This is a genomic window from Nesterenkonia halotolerans, from assembly GCF_014874065.1.
Taxonomy (GTDB): domain Bacteria; phylum Actinomycetota; class Actinomycetes; order Actinomycetales; family Micrococcaceae; genus Nesterenkonia; species Nesterenkonia halotolerans.
This window is the reverse complement of record NZ_JADBEE010000002.1, coordinates 119,207-136,733: the sequence shown is the minus strand read 5'-3', so window position 1 is coordinate 136,733 and position 17,527 is coordinate 119,207. Positions and strand designations below refer to the sequence as shown.

Sequence of the window (17,527 nt, the reverse complement as noted above, 5' to 3'; positions counted from 1 at the left end):
ATGGCTGAGAACCTGCGCACCGACCATGCCCATGGGACCGCTGGAGCCCAGGGGACCAGCGGCGCACCCTCCAGCGTGGTGCTGGGCATGGTCGGCTATGTGATCTTCCCGATCCTCGCCCTGGTCACGGTCGCCCTGGGATTCATCCTGGTGCTCAACGAACGTCTGGTGCCCGGGCTGATCTTCATCCTGATCATCGCTCAGGTCTGGGTCATCGGGGGGCTGTGGGCGCATTTCCGACGTCGTCGGCTGCTTGCACCCGGATCAGGTGCCGAGCGCCTCTGACGCGCCGCAGCGGTTCCGCTACCCTGGAACCATGACTTCTGTTGTCTCTTCCTCCGCGTCCCCTGCCCTTTCTGCCGTGACCGGCGAGACCCCCTCGGTGGGTCTGATCGGATGGCGCGGCATGGTCGGTTCTGTGCTGATCCGCCGCATGCTCGATGAAGGCGACTTCGCCCACATCAACCCGGTGTTCTTCTCCACCTCGAATGCTGGCGGCCAGGCCCCGAGCTTCGACGGCGTGACGCCGGAGGAGACCACCCTGCAGGACGCCTTCGACCTGGAGACCCTGGTGAAGCTGCCCATCATCGTGACCGCCCAGGGCGGGGACTACACCAGCGAGGTCTACCCCAAGCTGCGTGAGGCAGGCTGGAACGGCCTCTGGATCGACGCCGCCTCCACCCTCCGGATGGCCGAGACCTCGATCATCGCGCTGGACCCGATCAACCGGGACGTGATCGACGCTGGGCTCAAGGCCGGGGTCAAGGAGTTCATCGGAGGCAACTGCACCGTCTCGAACATGCTCATGGGCCTGGGCGGACTGTTCAAGGAAGACCTGGTCGAGTGGGGCACCGCGATGACCTACCAGGCGGCATCCGGCGGCGGTGCCAAGCATATGCGCGAGCTGCTGACCCAGTTCGGCACCCTGCACTCAGCGGTCGCCGATCAGATGGCCGATCCCGCCTCCGCCATCCTGGACATCGACCGCGGCGTGCTGGCGGCGCAGAAGAACGACCTCGACGCCGCACAGTTCGGCGTGCCACTGGCCGGTTCGCTGATCCCCTGGATCGACGCCGACCTGGGCAACGGCGTGGCCAAGGAGGAGTGGAAGGCCGGGGTGGAGACCAACAAGATCCTGGGCCGTGGAGAGAACCTGGCACCGGGCGTCTCGGCTCGCGGCGCCGCAGTGCCGTTCGACTCGCTCTGCGTCCGAGTGGGCGCGCTGCGCTCGCATTCGCAGGCGCTGACGCTGAAGCTGCGCGAGGATCTGCCGCTGGCGCAGATCGAGGAGGTCATCGCCTCCGGCACCGAATGGGCCAAGCTGGTGCCCAATGAGAAGGACGCCACGATGGAGCAGCTGACACCGGTTGCCGTCACCGGCACGCTGGACATCCCGGTGGGACGCGTCCGCAAGCTCGAGATGGGCCCGGAGTACATCTCAGCGTTCACGGTCGGTGACCAGCTGCTGTGGGGCGCGGCGGAGCCGCTGCGCCGGATGCTGCTCATCGCGGTCGGCAAGCTCTGACCTGAACTGCGCCTGACGCGCAACGAGCGGAGCCGCCCCAGCCTGACGCTGGGGCGGCTCTGTTCGTCTCAGAGCGCGTGACCGATCAGCACCGGCTCCTGGTGCATGGTGATTCCGAATCGTGTGCGGACCTGATCGCGCGCTGCTCGCGCCACGGTGAGCAGGTCATCGGTGGTCGCCGTCCCACGGTTGGTCACCGCGAGGGTGTGCTTGGTGGACAGTGCGGCCCGACCCTCCGCGATGCCTCTGCCCTGGGCGCCACGACCCGCGGCTGGCCCGTCCGGGAGCCCGAATCCCTTGCCGCAGCCGGCCTGGTCGATCAACCAGGCGGCGGAGAGCTTGACCAGCGGTCTGCCGGTGTCATCGGTGCCGGCGGAGAACTTCGGGGCATCGGCGGGAAGCTCGGCGGCCGTCTCCTTCGGCACGATCGGGTTGGTGAAGAAGGAGCCGGTGGACCAGGTGTCGTGGTCGGCTTCGCTGAGCACCATGCCCTTGCCCGCGCGCAGGTTCAGCACGGTCCGGCGGACCTCCTGGAGCGGGGCGCGTCGCTCGTGATCTGCGCTCTCCGCGTCCAGGCCCAAGGTCCTGGCGAGTTCGCCGTAGCGCACCGGCGCGGAGAGCCCGTCGGGGCGGCTCTGCAGCAGGAATCGCACGGAGAGCACCACATAGCGCGGGGAGCCGTGCACGGTGGTCTGTTTCAGCAGCGAGTCCCGGTAGCCGAACCGCAGCTGCTCCTTGGTGAAGCTGATCAGCTCACCCCGCGCGCGGTCGAAGACCTGGACGTCCTTGAGCGTCTGCGCGACGTCTGCGCCGTAGGCTCCCACATTCTGCACCGGCACCGCGCCGGTGGAGCCGGGAATCCCGGAGAGCGCCTCGAGACCGGTGAGACCCCGGGCGACGCTGAACCGCACGGCGTCGTCCCAGTCATGCCCTGCTGCCACGCTCATCAGCACCTTGCCGGCGCTGTGCTCCTCGGTGTCGATCCCGGAGAAGGCGATCTGCAGCACGGTGCCGGGAAAGCCCTCCTCGCTGACCAGGAGGTTCGAGCCGCCGCCGAGCACGATCAGCGTGTCGCGACCGGCTTCGCGCTCAAGCTCCTCGGGAAGCGGGTGCACGCGGAGCACCTCGAGCGCCTGGGTCTGGGTCTCGGCCCGGATCCAGCGGCCGGCGGGGCCTCCGACTCGAGCGGTGGTGTGGTCACGGAAGCGGCCGGATGGGCTGGTGGAGCGGGAGTCGACGCTGGTCACAGCGCAGAGCCTACCGGGCGGAGCCGAGAATCAGCATCCCGGCCGTGAAGTGTGTCCCGGCGCGCTGCTGCTCACTCCGCGAGCGGATTCAGCACGCGGCGCAGGAAGTCCTGGGTGCGCGGCTGCTGCGGGTTGCCGATGACGTCGGTGGCGGGCCCTTCTTCGACCACGAGGCCCTGGTCCATGAACACTACTCGGTCTGCGACCTCGCGTGCGAAGCCCATCTCGTGGGTGACCACGAGCATCGTCATCCCAGCCTCAGCAAGCTTGCGCATGCTCGCCAGGACGTCTCCCACCGTCTCGGGATCGAGCGCGGAGGTGGGCTCGTCGAAGAGCATCAGCTGCGGCTTCATGGTCAGAGCGCGGGCGATGGCCACTCGCTGCTGCTGGCCGCCGGAGAGCTGATCGGGACGACGGTCGGACAGGTGCTTCAGCCCGACCGTGTCCAGCTGCGCCATGGCCTCGGCCTCGGACTCCGCCTTGGACTGCCCGAGCACCCGGCGTGGGGTGATCGTGCAGTTCTCGAGCACGCTCAGGTGCGGGAACAGGTTGAACTGCTGGAAGACCATCCCGATCTGTCGGCGCATGGCATCGAGGTTCACATCCGGATGGGTGGCTTCGTGCTCGCCCACGGTGATGGTGCCCGCGTTGGGGTTCTCTAGGCGGTTGACGCAGCGCAGCAGGGTTGACTTTCCGGAGCCGGAGGCACCGATGAGACACACCACTTCACCGGGAGCGACCTCCATGTCGATGCCCTTGAGCACCTCGTTGTCTCCGAAGGACTTATGCAGTCCGGAGATCGTCACACCGGCCGCACTGTAGGCGCCCGCGGACGGGGCCCGGTCAGCGCCCTGCGTCGCGTCATCTGTGGCCTGGTTCTGGCTCATGCTCGACTCCACCTCTACTTCTTCGGCCTACGGGGGCTGCGGTGCTCCATGCGGCGCGCGAGCAGCGAGAGCGGCACGGTGAGCAGCAGGTAGCAGAAGCCGGCGATCACCAGCGGGGTGAGACCGGCCTGGTAGATGTTGATCCCGTCGCGGCCCATCTTGGTGAGCTCCGCGGCACCGCCGGCCATGCCGACCACGAAGATCAGCGAGGAGTCCTTGGTCAGCAGGATCGCCTCATTGGTGAGCGGGGGCAGCACGATCCTGAAGGCCTGGGGGATCTGGATGGTCACCATCGCCCGCCAGGCCGGCATGCCCAGGGCACGGGCTGCCTCGATCTGTCCCTTGGGTACCGCCTGCAGGCCCGCGCGCAGCGTCTCCGCGATGTACGCGCTGGCCACGATCGCCAGCGCGGAGCCAGCGATCTGCAGGGTGGAGAGATTCACGCCGAAAGCCAGCGACGCACCGAAACCGAGCGCGATGAACACCAGGATCGCAGGGATGCCCCGGAAGAACTCGATATAGCCGGTGGCGACCCACCGGTAGACCGGGAACGAGGACATGCGCATGAGCGCCAGCAGCGTCCCACCGAGCAGGCCGAAGATGAAGCCCACCACGGTGTACTTGACTGTGTTGAACAGTCCCACCGTGATGATCTCGGGGAACATCGGCCCCAGATTCTCGATGGAGAAGAAGCTGTTGCGGATCGCAGACCAGTCGACCAGCACGGCCAGCACGATCACGATCGCAAGGAAGATCCCTGCCTGGATCCCGAGGCTCACTCGCGCTCGGTCACGGGTTGTCATTGCCATGGAGCTTAGTTTTCACCCTCGTCGGTGGACTCTTCCTCGGCGGGCTCTTCTTCGGCAGCCTCATCGTCAGCGGCCTCATCATCGGCCGCCTCTTCAGGAGTGTCGCCGTCACGGAACCAGCGGTCTTCGATCTCCTGCATGCCTCCGGAGGCCTCGAGTTCGGTGAGGACCTCGTTGACCGCGTCGATCAGCTGGTCGTTCTCCGAGGCGGCTGCAATGCCGAGCTGCTCGCCGGTGTCGATCTCTTCGATGAACTCTGCGGTGTCGGATTCTCCGGCCTGGTAACCCAGGATGGAGATGTTGCCGATCGCGGCCTCCACCTGGCCGGACTCGAGTCCCTGGATGAGCAGACCGGAGTCGGTGTACTCGCGGACCTCATAGCCGTTCTCCTCGGCGTAGGTGGCGCCGGTGGTCTCCGTCTGAACGCCGACGGTGAGCCCCTCGAGGTCATCGAGCGAGCTGACGTCGGCATCGGTGGCGGCCATCAGGCCCAGGTTGTCGTCCAGGTAAGGCTCGGAGAAGAGCATGTTCCCGGCGCGCTCCTCGGTGATGGTCATCCCGGAGATGGCGAGGTCACAGGTCCCCGCGTCGAGCGCGACGCCGGACTGGATGCCTTCGAACCCGGTCTGCACGACCTCGAGCTCGGCCTCCATCGCGTCGGCGATGGTCTGGGCGATGTCGATGTCGAAGCCGACGACGGTGCCCTCCTCGTCGAAGTACTCGAACGGCGGGTAGGGCACATCGGAGCAGACCTGCAGGGTGCCCTCGTTGTTGAGCTCGACCTCACCGAGATCGACGTCCACGGTGACCGCGTTCTGCGGCTCGGCCTCGACGCTCTCTTCAGCCTCGTCGCCACCGCCGCAGGCAGTGAGGACAAGCGCTGCCAGCGCGGAGGCGCCTACGGCCTTGGCCGCGGTCTTATGCATAGGCATTTTTGGATCCTTAGGTTGGTCGGCGCATCTGGACTCAGACGGTCCCCGCGATTATACGGTCATGCTGTGTTTCAGCCTCATGTCGGCCGGGCATAGGCTTGACGGCGCTTCTCCCCGGCGGGCTGCTCAGAGCAGCACGACCGCCTGTGACTTCGCCAGCACCTTGGTCCGTGTCGGGACCTGGTCAGGCTCATGGGTGGGATCCTGTCCCTCCTCCTCCGCTGGGGGTCCGATCAGCTCCACGGTGAGATCGACCCTGACCCGACGCTCCTCGGCGTCCACGGCACCGATCTTGCCGGTGATGACCAGCCGCGCCGTCGGAGCCTCGGGCGATCCGGTCTGCGCGTCGGGCACCGGCACCGGTCTGGTGAAGCGCGCCTGATAGTCGACGACGGCACCCGGATCTCCGGCCCAGTCGCTGACCAGTCCGACGGCGGAGCCCATGGTGAGCATTCCGTGGGCGATGACACCGTCCAGGCCCACCTCGCGTGCGAAGCGATCGTTCCAGTGGATGGGGTTGTGGTCCCCTGAGGCTGCGGCGTAGCGCAGCAGATCGGCGCGGGAGAAGCTCAGCTCACGGGATCCGATCTGCTGGCCCTTCTCCAGGTCGGCGAGCACGGGCTTGTTCACGCGGAATCCTCCTCGGTGCGGACCAGCAGGCTGGAGGTGACGGTGGCGCGCGGTTCGCCGTCGGCGCCGCTGATCTCGACCCGGGTGGTCACCATCGCTCCGGCGCCCATGGTGCGGATGCGCTCCAGGGTGACCTGAGCCTCCAGGGTGTCACCGGCAAGGATGGGGTGCTGGTGGGTGAAGCGCTCGTCGGCGTGGACCACTCGGCTGAAGTCGATGCCGGCCTCGGCGTCGTTGACCACGGCCGCCTCCGCGCGCTGAGCGATGATCACGGCGAAGCTCGGCGGCGCGACGAGGTCGCGGTGTCCCAGTGCCTGGGCGGCCTCGAGCTCATGGTGCGCGGGGTGGGTGGCCTTGACGGCCTGCGCGAACTCACGGATCGCCTCGCGGCTGACCTGGTAGGGCGCGGCGGGCGGGTACTGGTGCCCCTGCCTGTCTGGATTGATCATTCAGTCTTCCTCGGAGGCTCGACGGGACAGGACCTGTGCGGCCTGGCGCCTGCGCAGACCGATCGCGATCAGGTGACTCAGTATCCCGGCCGCCAGGCAGAACAGCCCGAAGCTGCGCAGCGAGCCGGCACCATCGGCGGGTTCCATGACGGCGGCCAGGATCACCAGGACGACCCCGATGCCGGTGGCCGCCATGCCGGTCACCAACGTCACGCGGTAGGCGCGCGTCCCGCTGCTCCACGGGTCGAAGGACTGAGTGCTCACGGCGCACAGCCTACAGGTCGGCGCCCGGGCACGTCGCAGCGCTGTCCGGGCGTCGGCGGCATCGTGGATGCCCTCCCGAGGCCAGAGATTCGCCCGGCACGCGGTACGCTGGCGGGGCCCCCTCCGGCTGGGCACGTCCGACGCGTCGATCTCTTGCGAATCCGCTGGACCAGCTTGTGCTCCGGGACCTGTATGCCGAGGCTGCTCGGACGTCTCCCGCCCCGCCGTGGGTGTCATGCGGGCACCGTCCCGCCGATGTGCATGACCAATCGCTTTTCGAGGAGGACTCCGTGGCTCGAGGAGCCCAGCGTCAGAATGCAACACGTACGCGCGCCCGACGGCGGCCCCGCAAGAACGACGACGGCGGCCTCATCCACCTGCTCGCCAAGGTCGTGCGCGAGGTTGAGTCCGCGGTCCAGCGTGGTCTCGACCTGCCGTCCACTCGGACCAAGTTCCAGGTCGTGGCGCTGCTCATGCGCGAGGAGCGCGCCCGCATCAAGGCCGAAGAGACGAAGCAGGGGGCTCGTGGCGCCGAGGATCTGAAGCGCCTCGACGGCATCGCCACGATCCTGGCGACGACCGCCGCCCGCGACCCGTCCCTGCTGGGGCTGCTCGCCGACGACGCCGTCGTCTCCGACCGTGCGCGCTCACTGCGCCGCGAGCTCCTGGAGTCTGCCGGCATCGAGGTGCCCGCAGAGCCCGCCGCCCGACCCGAACCGGCCGAGTCCAAGCCGGACCCGCAGCGCCGCGTGGTCCCCGTGTCGGTGGAATCTCGTCAGCTCGCGAACCCCTTCCTCGAACCCGACTACTCCGTCGTCACCAAGCGCACCGCCAAGCCCCGCCGCCTCGTCGGCTGGGAGCTCATCGAACCGCTGATGAAGTCCTTCACCGACGGCGGCGCTCTCTCCTGCATGGAGCTGCCAGAGCCGACCGCCAGCCGGGCCACCCAGGGTCTGGACCTCATGCCGCATCAGGCACGACTGGTCGCCGCCGCGGCGGAGGGACACCGGACGTTCCTGCTCGCCGACGAGCCCGGCCTGGGCAAGACGGCACAGGCGCTGCTCGCCGCTCAAGCCGCGGACGCCTACCCGCTGCTCGTCGTCGTGCCGAACGTGGTGAAGATGAACTGGGCGCGGGAGGCCGCACTGTGGACGCCCCGCCGCCCCGCGACGGTGGTCCACGGCGACGGGGACCGGATCGACGGCTTCGCGGACATCATCATCGTCAACTATGAGGTGCTGGATCGGCACGCGGGCTGGCTCGAGGAACTGGGTCTGCGCGGGATGGTGGTCGACGAGGCCCACTACATCAAGAATCGGAAGTCACAGCGGTCCCAGAACGTGCTGCAGCTCTCCGAGCGCATCCGCGCGCGGATCGCCCACCCGCTTCTCATCGCCCTCACCGGCACCCCGCTGATCAACGACATCGAGGACTTCCGGGCGATCTGGCAGTTCCTGGGCTGGGTCGACGAGACCAAGCCGATCGGTGAACTGATGGAGGCGCTCGAGCAGACCGGCCTGACGCCGGCCGACCGGGGCTTCTCCACCGCCGCGCGCTCAGCGGTCGTCGAGCGAGGCATCGTCCGGCGACGCAAGGCGGACGTTGCCTCCGACCTGCCCGCCCGCCGAGTGGCCGACGTTCCGGTCGAGATCGACGACGAAGCCAGTCGGTCCATCCGGGCCGCCGAGCAGAGCCTCGCCAGTCGCCTCGTCACGCGCTATGAGCGCGCGCTGGCGGCCCAGGGATCCGGTGCGGTCATCGAGGGCATCGACCACGCACTCGTGCGCCAGGTCGCCGCTCGGGAGCGCGTGAGTCGCACGACGAAAAAATCCAACGAGAACGTGTTCAGCATGACCCGTCGGATCGGCCAGGCGAAAGCGGGCCTCGCGGCGGACTACGCCGCCCAGCTCGCCCGCAGCGCCGGCAAGGTCGTGTTCTTCGCCAAGCACATCGACGTCATGGACACGGCCGAGGCGACCTTCGCCAAGCAGGGCATCCGCTACGCCTCCATCCGGGGCGACCAGAGTGCATCCGCTCGACAGAAGCACATCGACGCATTCACCAACGACCCGGACGTCGCCGTCGCTGTGTGCTCCTTGACGGCTGCCGGTGTCGGCATCAACCTGCAGGTCGCCTCAAACATGGTGCTCGCCGAACTTTCCTGGACCGACGCCGAGCAGACCCAGGCCATCGACCGCATCCACCGCATCGGTCAGGCGCAGCCGATCACGGCCTGGCGGATCATCGCGGCCCAGACCCTCGACACGAAGATCGCCGAACTCATCGACGCCAAGGCCGGGCTGGCCGCGCGGGCACTCGACGGGAGCGACCAGGAGGTCCCCGACTCCGCCGACGTCCAGCTCGAGGCGCTCGTCACGCTTCTCGAGGACGCCTTGGAGGGACACGGCAGCAGGTAGGAAAGGCCGACTCTCGGAGACACGTCGGGCCCCCACGCTGTGAAGCGTGGGGGCCCGACGTGTCCTGCTCGCCTGTGCGGCGTCTTCTGTAGCGGTGCCGGGGCTCGATCCCGGGACCTCACGATTATGAGTCGTGCGCTCTAACCAGCTGAGCTACACCGCCATATGCCGCTCCAGGATCTCTGTCAGAGACTCTGGAACCGGCGAAATGAGAAACACCCGCGCTGCGCATCCTGCTGCGCTGCGCGGGCTCCCATTCAGAGCCCCAAGCGGGAATCGATCCCGCGACCTCAGTCTTACCAAGACTGCGCTCTACCACTGAGCTATTGGGGCAACGGCAATAGACTCTACCACCAGTCCAGTGCCGGTCAAAAACCGTCAGGAGTGAGCTCACTCTCCCCTGACGAGGGCCTCTGCCGCCGCAGAGTCAGCTCTGCGGCGGCAGCTCCCAGACCCCCTTGAAGGGGCGTGGATCACTTCCAGCGGGGCTTGTTGCGTTCCTTGTCTCCGAACCGGCTGCCACCGGCGCTGGGACGGCCGCCGCGATCGCCGGATCCACCGTCGCGCTTGCCGGCATAGCCGCCCTCACGCTTGCCTGCGTATCCGCCGCGTGAGTCACCCGAGCTGGAGGGTGCACCGGAGTCGCGCTCCAGCTTCAGAAGCTCGCCACCGATGCGGGTCTTGGCCAGGGCCGCCCACTGCTCGGACGAGAGCTGCTCCGGAAGCTCCACCAGGGAGTGCGTCGGACGGATGTCGATGCCGCCGATCTGGCGGGCACTCAGGCCTGCCTCGTTGGCGATCGCGCCGACGATGTGTCCCGGGTTCACGCCGTTGCGGCGACCCACCGCGATCTTGTACATCGCGTTGCCCGGACCGGCCGTGCGGGGTCCGCGCTCCCGCTGACCACGCTCGGGGCGATCGCTGCCGCCGCGATCGTCGCCGACCTCGCGCTTGGACTCACGGACCAGCTCATCGTCGCGCTTCTCGTCGAGCAGCAGCGGGCGTCCGTCGTGGACCATGGCCACCAGTGCGGCGGCCACATCCTCGGCGGGAGTGTTGTGCTCCTGGGTGTAGGAGGCCACGAGTCCGCGGTACTCCTCCAGCTCCTCTGAGGCCAGGGTCTCGGTGATGCGCTCCGAGAAGCGCTCCAGCCGGGACGAGTTCACGTCAGCGATGGTCGGCATGGACATCTGCTCCACCGGCTGGCGGGTGGCCTTCTCGATGGACCGCAGCATCCGCTTCTCACGAGGAGTCACGAACAGCACGGCCTCGCCGGAACGTCCTGCACGACCGGTGCGGCCGATGCGGTGGACGTAGGACTCGGTGTCCAGCGGGATGTCGTAGTTGAAGACGTGGCTGATGCGCTCCACATCCAGACCGCGAGCCGCCACGTCGGTGGCGACCAGGATGTCGACCCGACCGGACTTGAGGTTCTCCACGGTTTTCTCACGCAGGTTCTGCGGGATGTCACCGTTGATCGCTGCCGTGCGGAATCCGCGGGCGGCGAGCTTGTTGGCGACCTCTTCGGTGGCCGAGCGGGTGCGCACGAAGACGATGGCGGCGTCGTGCGGCTCGGTCTCGAGGATGCGGGTCAGCGCCTCGTGCTTGGCGGAGTGCTTGATCAGCACGAAGCGCTGGCGGATGTTGGTGCCCGTGGACGTCTTGGACTTGACCGAGACCTCCACCGGATCGTTGAGGTAGTCCGCGGAGATCCGACGGATCGCCTTGGGCATCGTGGCGGAGAACAGCGCGACCTGCTTGGTCTTCGGAGTGCGGGCCAGGATCTGGTCCACCTCCTCAGCGAAGCCCATGCGCAGCATCTCGTCGGCCTCGTCGAGCACCAGGTGCTTGATGGTGGAGAGGTTCAGCGACCCGCGGGTCATATGGTCGATCACGCGACCCGGGGTGCCGACGACGACGTGGGCGCCGCGGCGCAGGCCCTCGAGCTGCGGGCCATAGGGGGAGCCGCCGTAGATGGGCAGCACGGTGATGCCGGGGACGCCGTGGGCGTAGGTGGAGAACGCCTCGGCGACCTGGATCGCGAGCTCACGGGTGGGAGCGAGCACCAGAGTGGAGGGGTGGTTGCCCAGCTCTCCGGCGTCGTAGGCCCGGGCCATGTGTGAGAGTGCCGGCAGCGCGAAGGCGGCGGTCTTGCCGGTGCCGGTCTGGGCCAGACCGACGACGTCGCGTCCCTGGCTCAGCAGCGGAATGGTCTGTGCCTGGATCGGCGAGGGGGTCTCGTAGCCGAGCTTGGTCACCGATTCCAGCACTCGATCATCCAGGCCCAGTTCGGCGAACTTCGGGCCGGTGGCCTGGTCGGCGCTGGAGGCGGACTTCGCGGGCTTCTCAGCCTCGGTGGAGGCGGGAGCCTCGGTCGAAGCCGGAGCCTCGGTGGAAGCTTCCGTGGAGGCCGGGGCCTGCGCAGCTGCGGACTGGGTCTCCACTGCTGCGGCGGCATCGACGGCAGCCTGGGTCTCATCCGGTGCCTGCAGAGGCGCGGCCTCATCAGCTTCGGGAGCCTGGGTGGGCGCCTCGGCAGCGGGATCGACCTCGGGGATGATCTCGGTCGGGACTTCGGTCGCGTCCTGAGCCTGCGTCGGCTCGGAGGCGTTGGGATCCTGGATGGTCATGTTGACTCCTCGTCACATGTCATGCGACCGAGAGGACCCCCGCTTGAGATCCAGTCCCAGGGCACCTGCGCGTCAACCACCGCTGCTCGAAGAGGATGGACAGGCCAGAAGGCGCTGCACAGAACCTCTGCATGGGCAGGGCAGGTTGCTCAGATTCTTGGACGGGACTGGATCAGTCACGGGGACTCGGCCGCTTTGTCGGCTCCGGAGTCGACCCGTGGATACACACAACCCTCAACGAGCTTCCGGCCCCTCTCAAGGAGGAGCACGCTCGGAGTCAGCAAGAGAAAACGGGATTATCCGGAGAATGCGCATTCAGTCTAGCCCACGGGGACCGGGCCTGTCGTCTTTCGAGACGAAGCTCACGTCAGCCGGGTTCAGCTGGTCTTGCGCCGCGGAGCTGCCCGGCGCTCGATCCGAAGCTGCTTCAGCCCTCGGGGCGGGCCTGTGCCGACCCGCGCGCGAGGGCGAGCTCGCGGATGTTCTCGGCTGCGGTCTCCGCAGTCGAGATGACTTCCACCGCGTCCCCCGCCTGCACCGTGCCGGCCGTGATGACTCGGAAATAGGTGCCCGGGCGGCCTGCCTCCATGAAGCGTCTGACCCAGCCCGGCTCCCCCAGCCATCGGCCGAAGGTCGCGCAGGGGATGCGCGGGACGGTGGCCTCGAGCACCACGTGCTCGCCGATCCGCCACCGCTCACCGGGGTAGGCACCATCGAGGTCTATCCCGGACAGGCGCAGGTTCTCCCCGAAGGTGCCCGGCGGGATCTCCCGCTGCAGCTGCTGGGACCACCAGTGGGCGTCGTCAGCGGCGTAGGCGTAGACGGCCTTCTCGACGCCGCCGTGATGCTTGCGGTCCGCCTGGACGTCTCCGTGGAGACCCAGGGAGCGCACCCTCACCGGGCCCGCGACGGGGCGCTTGTCGATGCCGGAGACGCCCACGGCTCCGACGTCGTCGGTGAAGAGCCGATCCACCACGCAGACCGCATCCACGGTCCCGGTCAGCCCCAGGCGCTGCGCCGCCGCCGCAAGGCAGCTCGGTGAAGACTCAGCCACGGCCTGCGAGCCCCTCCAGCGCCTGATCCAGATCGGCGATCAGATCGTTGACATCCTCGATGCCCACGGACAGGCGCAGCAGATTCTCCGGGACCGCAAGCTCGGTGCCGCGCACCGAGGCGTGGGTCATCTCATGCGGGTAGTTCATCAGCGACTCGATGCCGCCCAGAGATTCCGCCAGCACGAAGAGCCTGGTGCCCTCGGCGACGGTGCGCGCAGCCTGCTCGCCGCCGACGAGCTGCACCGAGACCATGCCGCCGAAGCCGCGCATCTGCTTGCTGGCGAGCTCATGGCCGGGGTGATCCGGCAGCCCGGGGTAGAGCACCCGTTCGACGGCGGGGTGGTCTACCAGGTGCTCAGCGATCGCCTGGGCGTTGCTGCAGTGCCGGTCCATGCGCACCGCCAGAGTCTTGAGCCCACGGGTGGTGAGGTAGGCGTCGAGCGGCCCGGAGATGGCGCCGACGGCGAACTGCTGGAAGCCGATCTTGGTGGCGAGCTCGTCGTCGGAGGTGACCACGGCGCCGCCGACCACATCGGAGTGACCGCCGATGTACTTGGTGGTGGAGTGCACGACGATGTCTGCGCCCAGGCTCAGCGGCTGCTGCAGATACGGGCTGGCGAAGGTGTTGTCCACCAGCAGCAGGGCGTTGTTCTCGTGGGCGATCTTCGCCAGCGCCGCGATATCGGTGATCGACATCAGCGGGTTCGAGGGCGTCTCCACCCAGAGCAGGGTCGCGTCCTCGGCGGCCATCTCGTTGGCCACGCGGTCGAGGTCGGAGAGGTCCAGCGGCGTGTTGGCGATGCCCCAGTCTCCGTGAATCCGGCTGATGAGCCGGTAGGAGCCTCCGTAGGCGTCATTTCCCATCACGATGCGCTGTCCGGGGCGCATCACCGCGCGGATGATCGCGTCCTCGGCGGCCAGGCCGGAGCCGAAGCTGAAGGCGTGCTCCCCACCCTCGAGGGCGGCAAGCTGGGTCTGCAGCGAGGTGCGCGTGGGGTTGCCGGCGCGGCCGTAGTCGTAGCCGCGGCGCAGATTGCCGATGCCGTCGGGTGCGTAGGTGGTGGAGAAGTGCAGGGGCGGGACCACCGCGCCGTAGACCTCGTCGAGCTCCTGCCCGGCGTGGATGGCGTCCGTGGCGAATCCGTAGCTGTTCTCGGTCATCGGTTCTCCTTCTGCTCTGAACTGGAGAGGTGGGCCAGCAAGTCATTTCGGGTGAGCACACCCACGATGTCGCCGTTCTCAGCGGCGAGCAGGGTGGGATTGCTCCTGAGCTTCTTCAAGATCTGCGGGACGGTCTCGGTGATGCCGACCAGGGGCAGCTCGGTGCGCAGGTGGTCGACGACCAGCTCATCGGCCGTGGCGTGGCCCATGATCATCGCTTCGGAGAGGTGGGTGACGTCGACGACGCCGTAGACCTCCCCGATGCGGGCCACGCGTCCGGGCTGATCGATCACCGGGACGATGTCGATGCCGTAGCGGTTCATCACCGAGACGGCGTCACGCAGCGTGGTCTCGCGGGAGATCGACACCACCTCGGGCATGGCCGAGGAGAAGAGCGAGCGCTTGCCGCCCAGGACGTCTGCGGCGGTGAACACCTCGGAGTGGTCCTTGCTGGTCTGCGCCTCGGGGTGTTCTGCGCGTGTGCCGATGACCCCGTGGGCGACCGCATCCGAGAGCTCCTGGGAGGACTTCACGGTGATCTCCACCCCGCTGGAGTGTGAGACGACCTCGCCGAAGCCGTGGTCGATCATCCACTGGTCATTGAAGATCTTGCCCAGATAGCCGCGTCCGGAGTCGGGGAGCACGGCGACCACGACATCTTCGGGACCGAGGTCCTTCGCGATGCGCAGCGCCGCGACCACGGCGGTGCCGGAGGATCCGCCGACCAGCAGACCCTCCTCGGTGGCGAGTCGACGGGCCATGGCGAAGGACTCGGCGTCAGTGATGGAGTGGTGCTCATCCGGGATGCTGGCGTCGTAGTTCTTGACCCAGATGTCCTCCCCGACACCTTCGACGAAGTACGGCCGACCTTCGCCGCCGGAGTAGATGGAGCCGTCGGGATCGGCGACGACCACGCGGACCGGTCCGGAGTCGCGGTCTGCGGAGACCTCTTTCAGGTACCGGCCGGTGCCGGTGACCGTGCCGCCTGTGCCTGCGCCGACGACCAGGTGGGTGATCCTGCCTTCGGTGTCCTCCCAGATCTCCGGGCCGGTGGTCTCGTAGTGCGAGTTCGGTGCGGCCGGATTGGAGAACTGGTCAGGCTTGTAGCCGCCGTCGATCTCCTCGGCGAGCTGGTCTGAGATCCCGTAGTAGGACAGGGCGGACTCCGAGGGGACGCCGGCGGGTCCGACGACGACGTCGGCGCCATAGGCGCGCAGCACGTCGCGCTTCTCCACCGCCACCTTGGGCACGGTGACGAAGACTGCTCGGTACCCCTTCTGCTGGGCGACCAGGGCCAGTCCGACGCCGGTGTTGCCGGAGGTGGGTTCGACCACGACTCCCCCGGGCTTCAGCGAACCTGCGGCCTCAGCCTCCTCGATCATCTTGAGCGCGATGCGGTCCTTGATGGACCCACCCGGGTTCAGATACTCGAGCTTGACGAGGATGGTGGCGGAGAGACCTTCGGTCACGCGATTCAGCCGCACCAGAGGGGTGCCGCCGATCAGCTCGACGACAGACTGGGCATATTTCATGCCGCCAACTCTACCGATGCCCACCGACATCGGGGCAGGATCTGTCTTTCGGCGAAATCTCGCCCGAGTGACCAGTGGCTATCGCGGGTGGGGCCAGTGGCTATCGCGGGTGGGACGAGTGGATCTCGCGGGTGGGGCGAGCGCGCCGTCCGCGACGCATCGGAGATGTCCCACCGATGTGCCAGAGTGAAGGCATGACCACGGCGGGGCACGGCAGCGAGGTTCTCCTGGATCTCCAGGAGCCGTTCGACCTGCCTCGCACGCTGGGAGTGCTCCAGCGCGGGGCCGGGGATCCCAGCATCCGTCTGGATCCGGGCTCGGCAGCCATGACCGGTGGTCCGCGCGGGACTCCTGGCGCCGGGGCGTGGATGTGCCAGCGGATCTTTGACGCCCACGGCCTGCAGCGCGGCCAGGCCAGCCTGCGCTTCGACCAGCTCGGGCCCTCGACGGTGCGGGTGCGGGTGGCCGCCGCGAGCGCCGACCGTGCAGGCGCCCAGGAAGTGGCCGAGCTGGCCGAGCTCCGGGCGGGGCAGCTGCTCGGCTGCCTCGATGACTGGCGGGACCTTGAGCTCCTGCTCGACGCCCTCGGAGACGAGACCTCGGCCGCGTTGGCGCGGGTGCGTCGTCGTCATCCCGGTGTCCGGCTGCCCGCCACCGGCGCGCTGTTCGATCAGCTCGTGACCGCCACGCTGGAGCAGAAGGTCACCCACGATCAGGCGCGCGCCGGATGGCGCCAGCTGCTGCGCCGACATGGGGCACCCCCGCCGTCCTCGCGCGGGGTGCCATCCCCAGAGTGGATGCGACTGCCGCTGACGGGAGACCAGCTGCGCGCGGTGCCGTCCTGGGAATGGCACCGGCTCTGGGTGCAGCCGGCGCTGTCAAAGACCATCCAGCGGGTGGCCGAACGCGCGAGAAGGATCCACCAGCTCAGCGCCGAGACCCCGGCCGAGACCGAAGCGGTGGCGGCACTCGGGGTCAGGCTGCGATCCATCCCTGGGATCGGTGAATGGACCGTGGCAGAGGCTCTGCAGCGATCGCACGGCTCTGCGGATCTTCCCGCCGTCGGGGATTATCACCTGAGCAACTTCGTCGGCGCCGCGATGACCGGCCAGCGCACCGACGACGCGGGGATGCTCCAGCTGCTCGCTCCCTACGCCCCGCACCGTCAGCGCGTGATCCGCCTGCTCAAGCTCTCCGGGTTCCAGCACCAGAAATACGGCCCGAAACTGACTCCGGCGGACCACCGAAGTCGGTGATCCGCCGGAGTCGCGCGCTGGACGCGTGGGCTTGCGTGGGTGCTCGAGTCAGCTCTGGGGCGTCTCGCCCTGCGCCTGATCCTCGGCGATCTGCTTGTGGACCTCGTTCATGTCCAGGTCCTTGACTGCAGTGATGACCTCGGTCAGCTGCTCGGCGTTCAGCGCGCCAGGCTGGGAGAAGACCAGAACCTTTTCGCGGAAGGCCATCAGAGTGGGGATCGAGGTGATGTTCGCGGCGGCGGCAAGTTCGCGCTCGGCCTCCGTGTCCACCTTGCCGAAGGTCACGTCCGGGTGCTTCTCGGATACCTTGGAGTAGACCGGCGCGAACTGCTTGCAGGGCCCGCACCAGTCAGCCCAGAAGTCAACGAGCAGAATGTCATTGTCCTCAAGGGTCTGCTGGAAGTCAGTGGTGGTCAGATCAGTGGTAGCCATGCCTCGCCACCCTACGCGAGCACCTCGATCTTGTCGGCCCCCGCGGGACCGTGCCCCGGGCTCTTAAGCGGCTAGCTGAAAGACTCCGCCGAGCAGTGGAAACAACGGGACCTGGCCCTGGAGAGACTGAAGGGCGGGCCGGGATCATCGTGATCCGACCCGCCCTTCAGCGGTGATGTGGCAGATGAGGGATTCGAACCCCCGTAGGCGATGCCAGCTGATTTACAGTCAGCCCCCTTTGGCCGCTCGGGTAATCTGCCGCGCAACCACACGGTGTGACCTGAGGCCATTCTCCGTGCCG

Annotated in this window: 16 protein-coding genes and 3 tRNA genes; 4 read left to right on the top strand and 15 right to left on the bottom strand. The window is 67.9% G+C overall.

The features are described 5' to 3' along the window. Together H4W26_RS10790 and asd are read left to right on the top strand one after the other, a co-directional pair. Positions 1–285 (top strand): NF038396 family protein, encoded by a 285-nt coding sequence (locus H4W26_RS10790; protein WP_192592241.1) that lies wholly within the window; start codon positions 1–3, stop codon positions 283–285. A 31-nt stretch (positions 286–316) separates the two neighbouring features. After that, positions 317–1,525: an aspartate-semialdehyde dehydrogenase gene (gene asd, locus H4W26_RS10785; protein ID WP_192592240.1), complete on the top strand. Its 1,209-nt coding sequence runs from the start codon at positions 317–319 to the stop codon at positions 1,523–1,525. Positions 1,526–1,593: 68 nt separating this feature from the next. Here the strand turns inward: asd and H4W26_RS10780 are convergent, their stop codons facing one another. The 7 genes from H4W26_RS10780 to H4W26_RS10750 form a co-directional block, all read right to left on the bottom strand. Beyond that, complete coding sequence (locus tag H4W26_RS10780; protein WP_192592239.1) at positions 1,594–2,772, bottom strand: UDP-N-acetylmuramate dehydrogenase; 1,179 nt, start codon at positions 2,770–2,772, stop codon at positions 1,594–1,596. Positions 2,773–2,843: 71 nt separating this feature from the next. Beyond that, positions 2,844–3,659: an amino acid ABC transporter ATP-binding protein gene (locus tag H4W26_RS10775; RefSeq protein ID WP_192592238.1), complete on the bottom strand. Its 816-nt coding sequence runs from the start codon at positions 3,657–3,659 to the stop codon at positions 2,844–2,846. Positions 3,660–3,673: 14 nt separating this feature from the next. After that, positions 3,674–4,468, bottom strand: coding sequence for an amino acid ABC transporter permease (locus tag H4W26_RS10770; protein ID WP_192592237.1), 795 nt, complete (start codon positions 4,466–4,468; stop codon positions 3,674–3,676). Between the two features lie 5 nt (positions 4,469–4,473). Beyond that, the gene (locus H4W26_RS10765; protein ID WP_225940002.1) at positions 4,474–5,400 is read right to left on the bottom strand and encodes an ABC transporter substrate-binding protein; all 927 of its coding nucleotides are present in this window, start codon (positions 5,398–5,400) and stop codon (positions 4,474–4,476) included. 126 nt (positions 5,401–5,526) lie between these two features. Beyond that, a complete protein-coding gene (locus H4W26_RS10760) occupies positions 5,527–6,030 on the bottom strand; it encodes a MaoC family dehydratase (protein ID WP_192592236.1) in 504 nt (167 codons plus the stop codon). Continuing rightward, a complete protein-coding gene (locus tag H4W26_RS10755; RefSeq protein ID WP_192592235.1) occupies positions 6,027–6,479 on the bottom strand; it encodes an FAS1-like dehydratase domain-containing protein in 453 nt (150 codons plus the stop codon). The genes H4W26_RS10760 and H4W26_RS10755 overlap by 4 nt, the downstream gene beginning before the upstream one ends. After that, positions 6,480–6,743, bottom strand: a complete 264-nt coding sequence (locus H4W26_RS10750; protein WP_192592234.1) for a hypothetical protein — start codon at positions 6,741–6,743, stop codon at positions 6,480–6,482. Between the two features lie 290 nt (positions 6,744–7,033). Between H4W26_RS10750 and H4W26_RS10745 the strand changes: the two genes are divergently transcribed. Further along, positions 7,034–9,160, top strand: coding sequence for a DEAD/DEAH box helicase (locus H4W26_RS10745; RefSeq protein WP_192592233.1), 2,127 nt, complete (start codon positions 7,034–7,036; stop codon positions 9,158–9,160). A gap of 89 nt (positions 9,161–9,249) precedes the next feature. On the opposite strand, the gene H4W26_RS10740 is transcribed toward H4W26_RS10745, so the two are convergent. From H4W26_RS10740 to H4W26_RS10715, 6 genes are all read right to left on the bottom strand, one after another. Then, positions 9,250–9,323 (bottom strand) — tRNA-Met (locus H4W26_RS10740). A gap of 98 nt (positions 9,324–9,421) precedes the next feature. Then, positions 9,422–9,493 (bottom strand) — tRNA-Thr (locus tag H4W26_RS10735). 140 nt (positions 9,494–9,633) lie between these two features. Further along, positions 9,634–11,790: a DEAD/DEAH box helicase gene (locus H4W26_RS10730; protein WP_192592232.1), complete on the bottom strand. Its 2,157-nt coding sequence runs from the start codon at positions 11,788–11,790 to the stop codon at positions 9,634–9,636. A 427-nt stretch (positions 11,791–12,217) separates the two neighbouring features. Further along, positions 12,218–12,844: an MOSC domain-containing protein gene (locus H4W26_RS10725; RefSeq protein WP_192592231.1), complete on the bottom strand. Its 627-nt coding sequence runs from the start codon at positions 12,842–12,844 to the stop codon at positions 12,218–12,220. Further along, positions 12,837–14,006, bottom strand: a complete 1,170-nt coding sequence (locus H4W26_RS10720; RefSeq protein WP_192592230.1) for a cystathionine gamma-synthase — start codon at positions 14,004–14,006, stop codon at positions 12,837–12,839. Before H4W26_RS10720 ends, H4W26_RS10725 begins: the two co-directional genes overlap by 8 nt. Continuing rightward, on the bottom strand, positions 14,003–15,538 hold the full coding sequence (locus H4W26_RS10715; protein WP_192592229.1) for a pyridoxal-phosphate dependent enzyme: 1,536 nt from the start codon (positions 15,536–15,538) through the stop codon (positions 14,003–14,005). Before H4W26_RS10715 ends, H4W26_RS10720 begins: the two co-directional genes overlap by 4 nt. A gap of 194 nt (positions 15,539–15,732) precedes the next feature. Here H4W26_RS10715 and H4W26_RS10710 point away from each other — a divergent pair, with 194 nt between their 5' ends. Beyond that, on the top strand, positions 15,733–16,794 hold the full coding sequence (locus H4W26_RS10710) for a DNA-3-methyladenine glycosylase family protein (protein ID WP_192592228.1): 1,062 nt from the start codon (positions 15,733–15,735) through the stop codon (positions 16,792–16,794). 48 nt (positions 16,795–16,842) lie between these two features. Here H4W26_RS10710 and trxA read toward each other — a convergent pair whose 3' ends face one another. Together trxA and H4W26_RS10700 are read right to left on the bottom strand one after the other, a co-directional pair. Beyond that, a complete protein-coding gene (gene trxA / locus H4W26_RS10705; protein WP_192592227.1) occupies positions 16,843–17,226 on the bottom strand; it encodes a thioredoxin in 384 nt (127 codons plus the stop codon). A gap of 178 nt (positions 17,227–17,404) precedes the next feature. Beyond that, positions 17,405–17,486: transfer RNA gene (locus tag H4W26_RS10700), tRNA-Tyr, on the bottom strand. Between the last annotated feature and the right edge of the window lie 41 nt (positions 17,487–17,527).

Excerpts from the sequence above, each read along its gene's own strand:
- H4W26_RS10765 (WP_225940002.1), bottom strand. The coding sequence starts at position 5,400 with ATGCCTATGCATAAGACCGCGGCCAAGGCCGTAGGCGCCTCCGCGCTG.
- H4W26_RS10730 (WP_192592232.1), bottom strand. The coding sequence starts at position 11,790 with ATGACCATCCAGGATCCCAACGCCTCCGAGCCGACGCAGGCTCAGGAC.
- H4W26_RS10770 (WP_192592237.1), bottom strand. The coding sequence starts at position 4,468 with ATGGCAATGACAACCCGTGACCGAGCGCGAGTGAGCCTCGGGATCCAG.
- H4W26_RS10790 (WP_192592241.1), top strand. The coding sequence starts at position 1 with ATGGCTGAGAACCTGCGCACCGACCATGCCCATGGGACCGCTGGAGCC.
- H4W26_RS10710 (WP_192592228.1), top strand. The coding sequence starts at position 15,733 with ATGACCACGGCGGGGCACGGCAGCGAGGTTCTCCTGGATCTCCAGGAG.
- H4W26_RS10715 (WP_192592229.1), bottom strand. The coding sequence starts at position 15,538 with ATGAAATATGCCCAGTCTGTCGTCGAGCTGATCGGCGGCACCCCTCTG.
- H4W26_RS10720 (WP_192592230.1), bottom strand. The coding sequence starts at position 14,006 with ATGACCGAGAACAGCTACGGATTCGCCACGGACGCCATCCACGCCGGG.
- asd (WP_192592240.1), top strand. The coding sequence starts at position 317 with ATGACTTCTGTTGTCTCTTCCTCCGCGTCCCCTGCCCTTTCTGCCGTG.
- trxA (WP_192592227.1), bottom strand. The coding sequence starts at position 17,226 with ATGGCTACCACTGATCTGACCACCACTGACTTCCAGCAGACCCTTGAG.
- H4W26_RS10775 (WP_192592238.1), bottom strand. The coding sequence starts at position 3,659 with ATGAGCCAGAACCAGGCCACAGATGACGCGACGCAGGGCGCTGACCGG.
- H4W26_RS10755 (WP_192592235.1), bottom strand. The coding sequence starts at position 6,479 with ATGATCAATCCAGACAGGCAGGGGCACCAGTACCCGCCCGCCGCGCCC.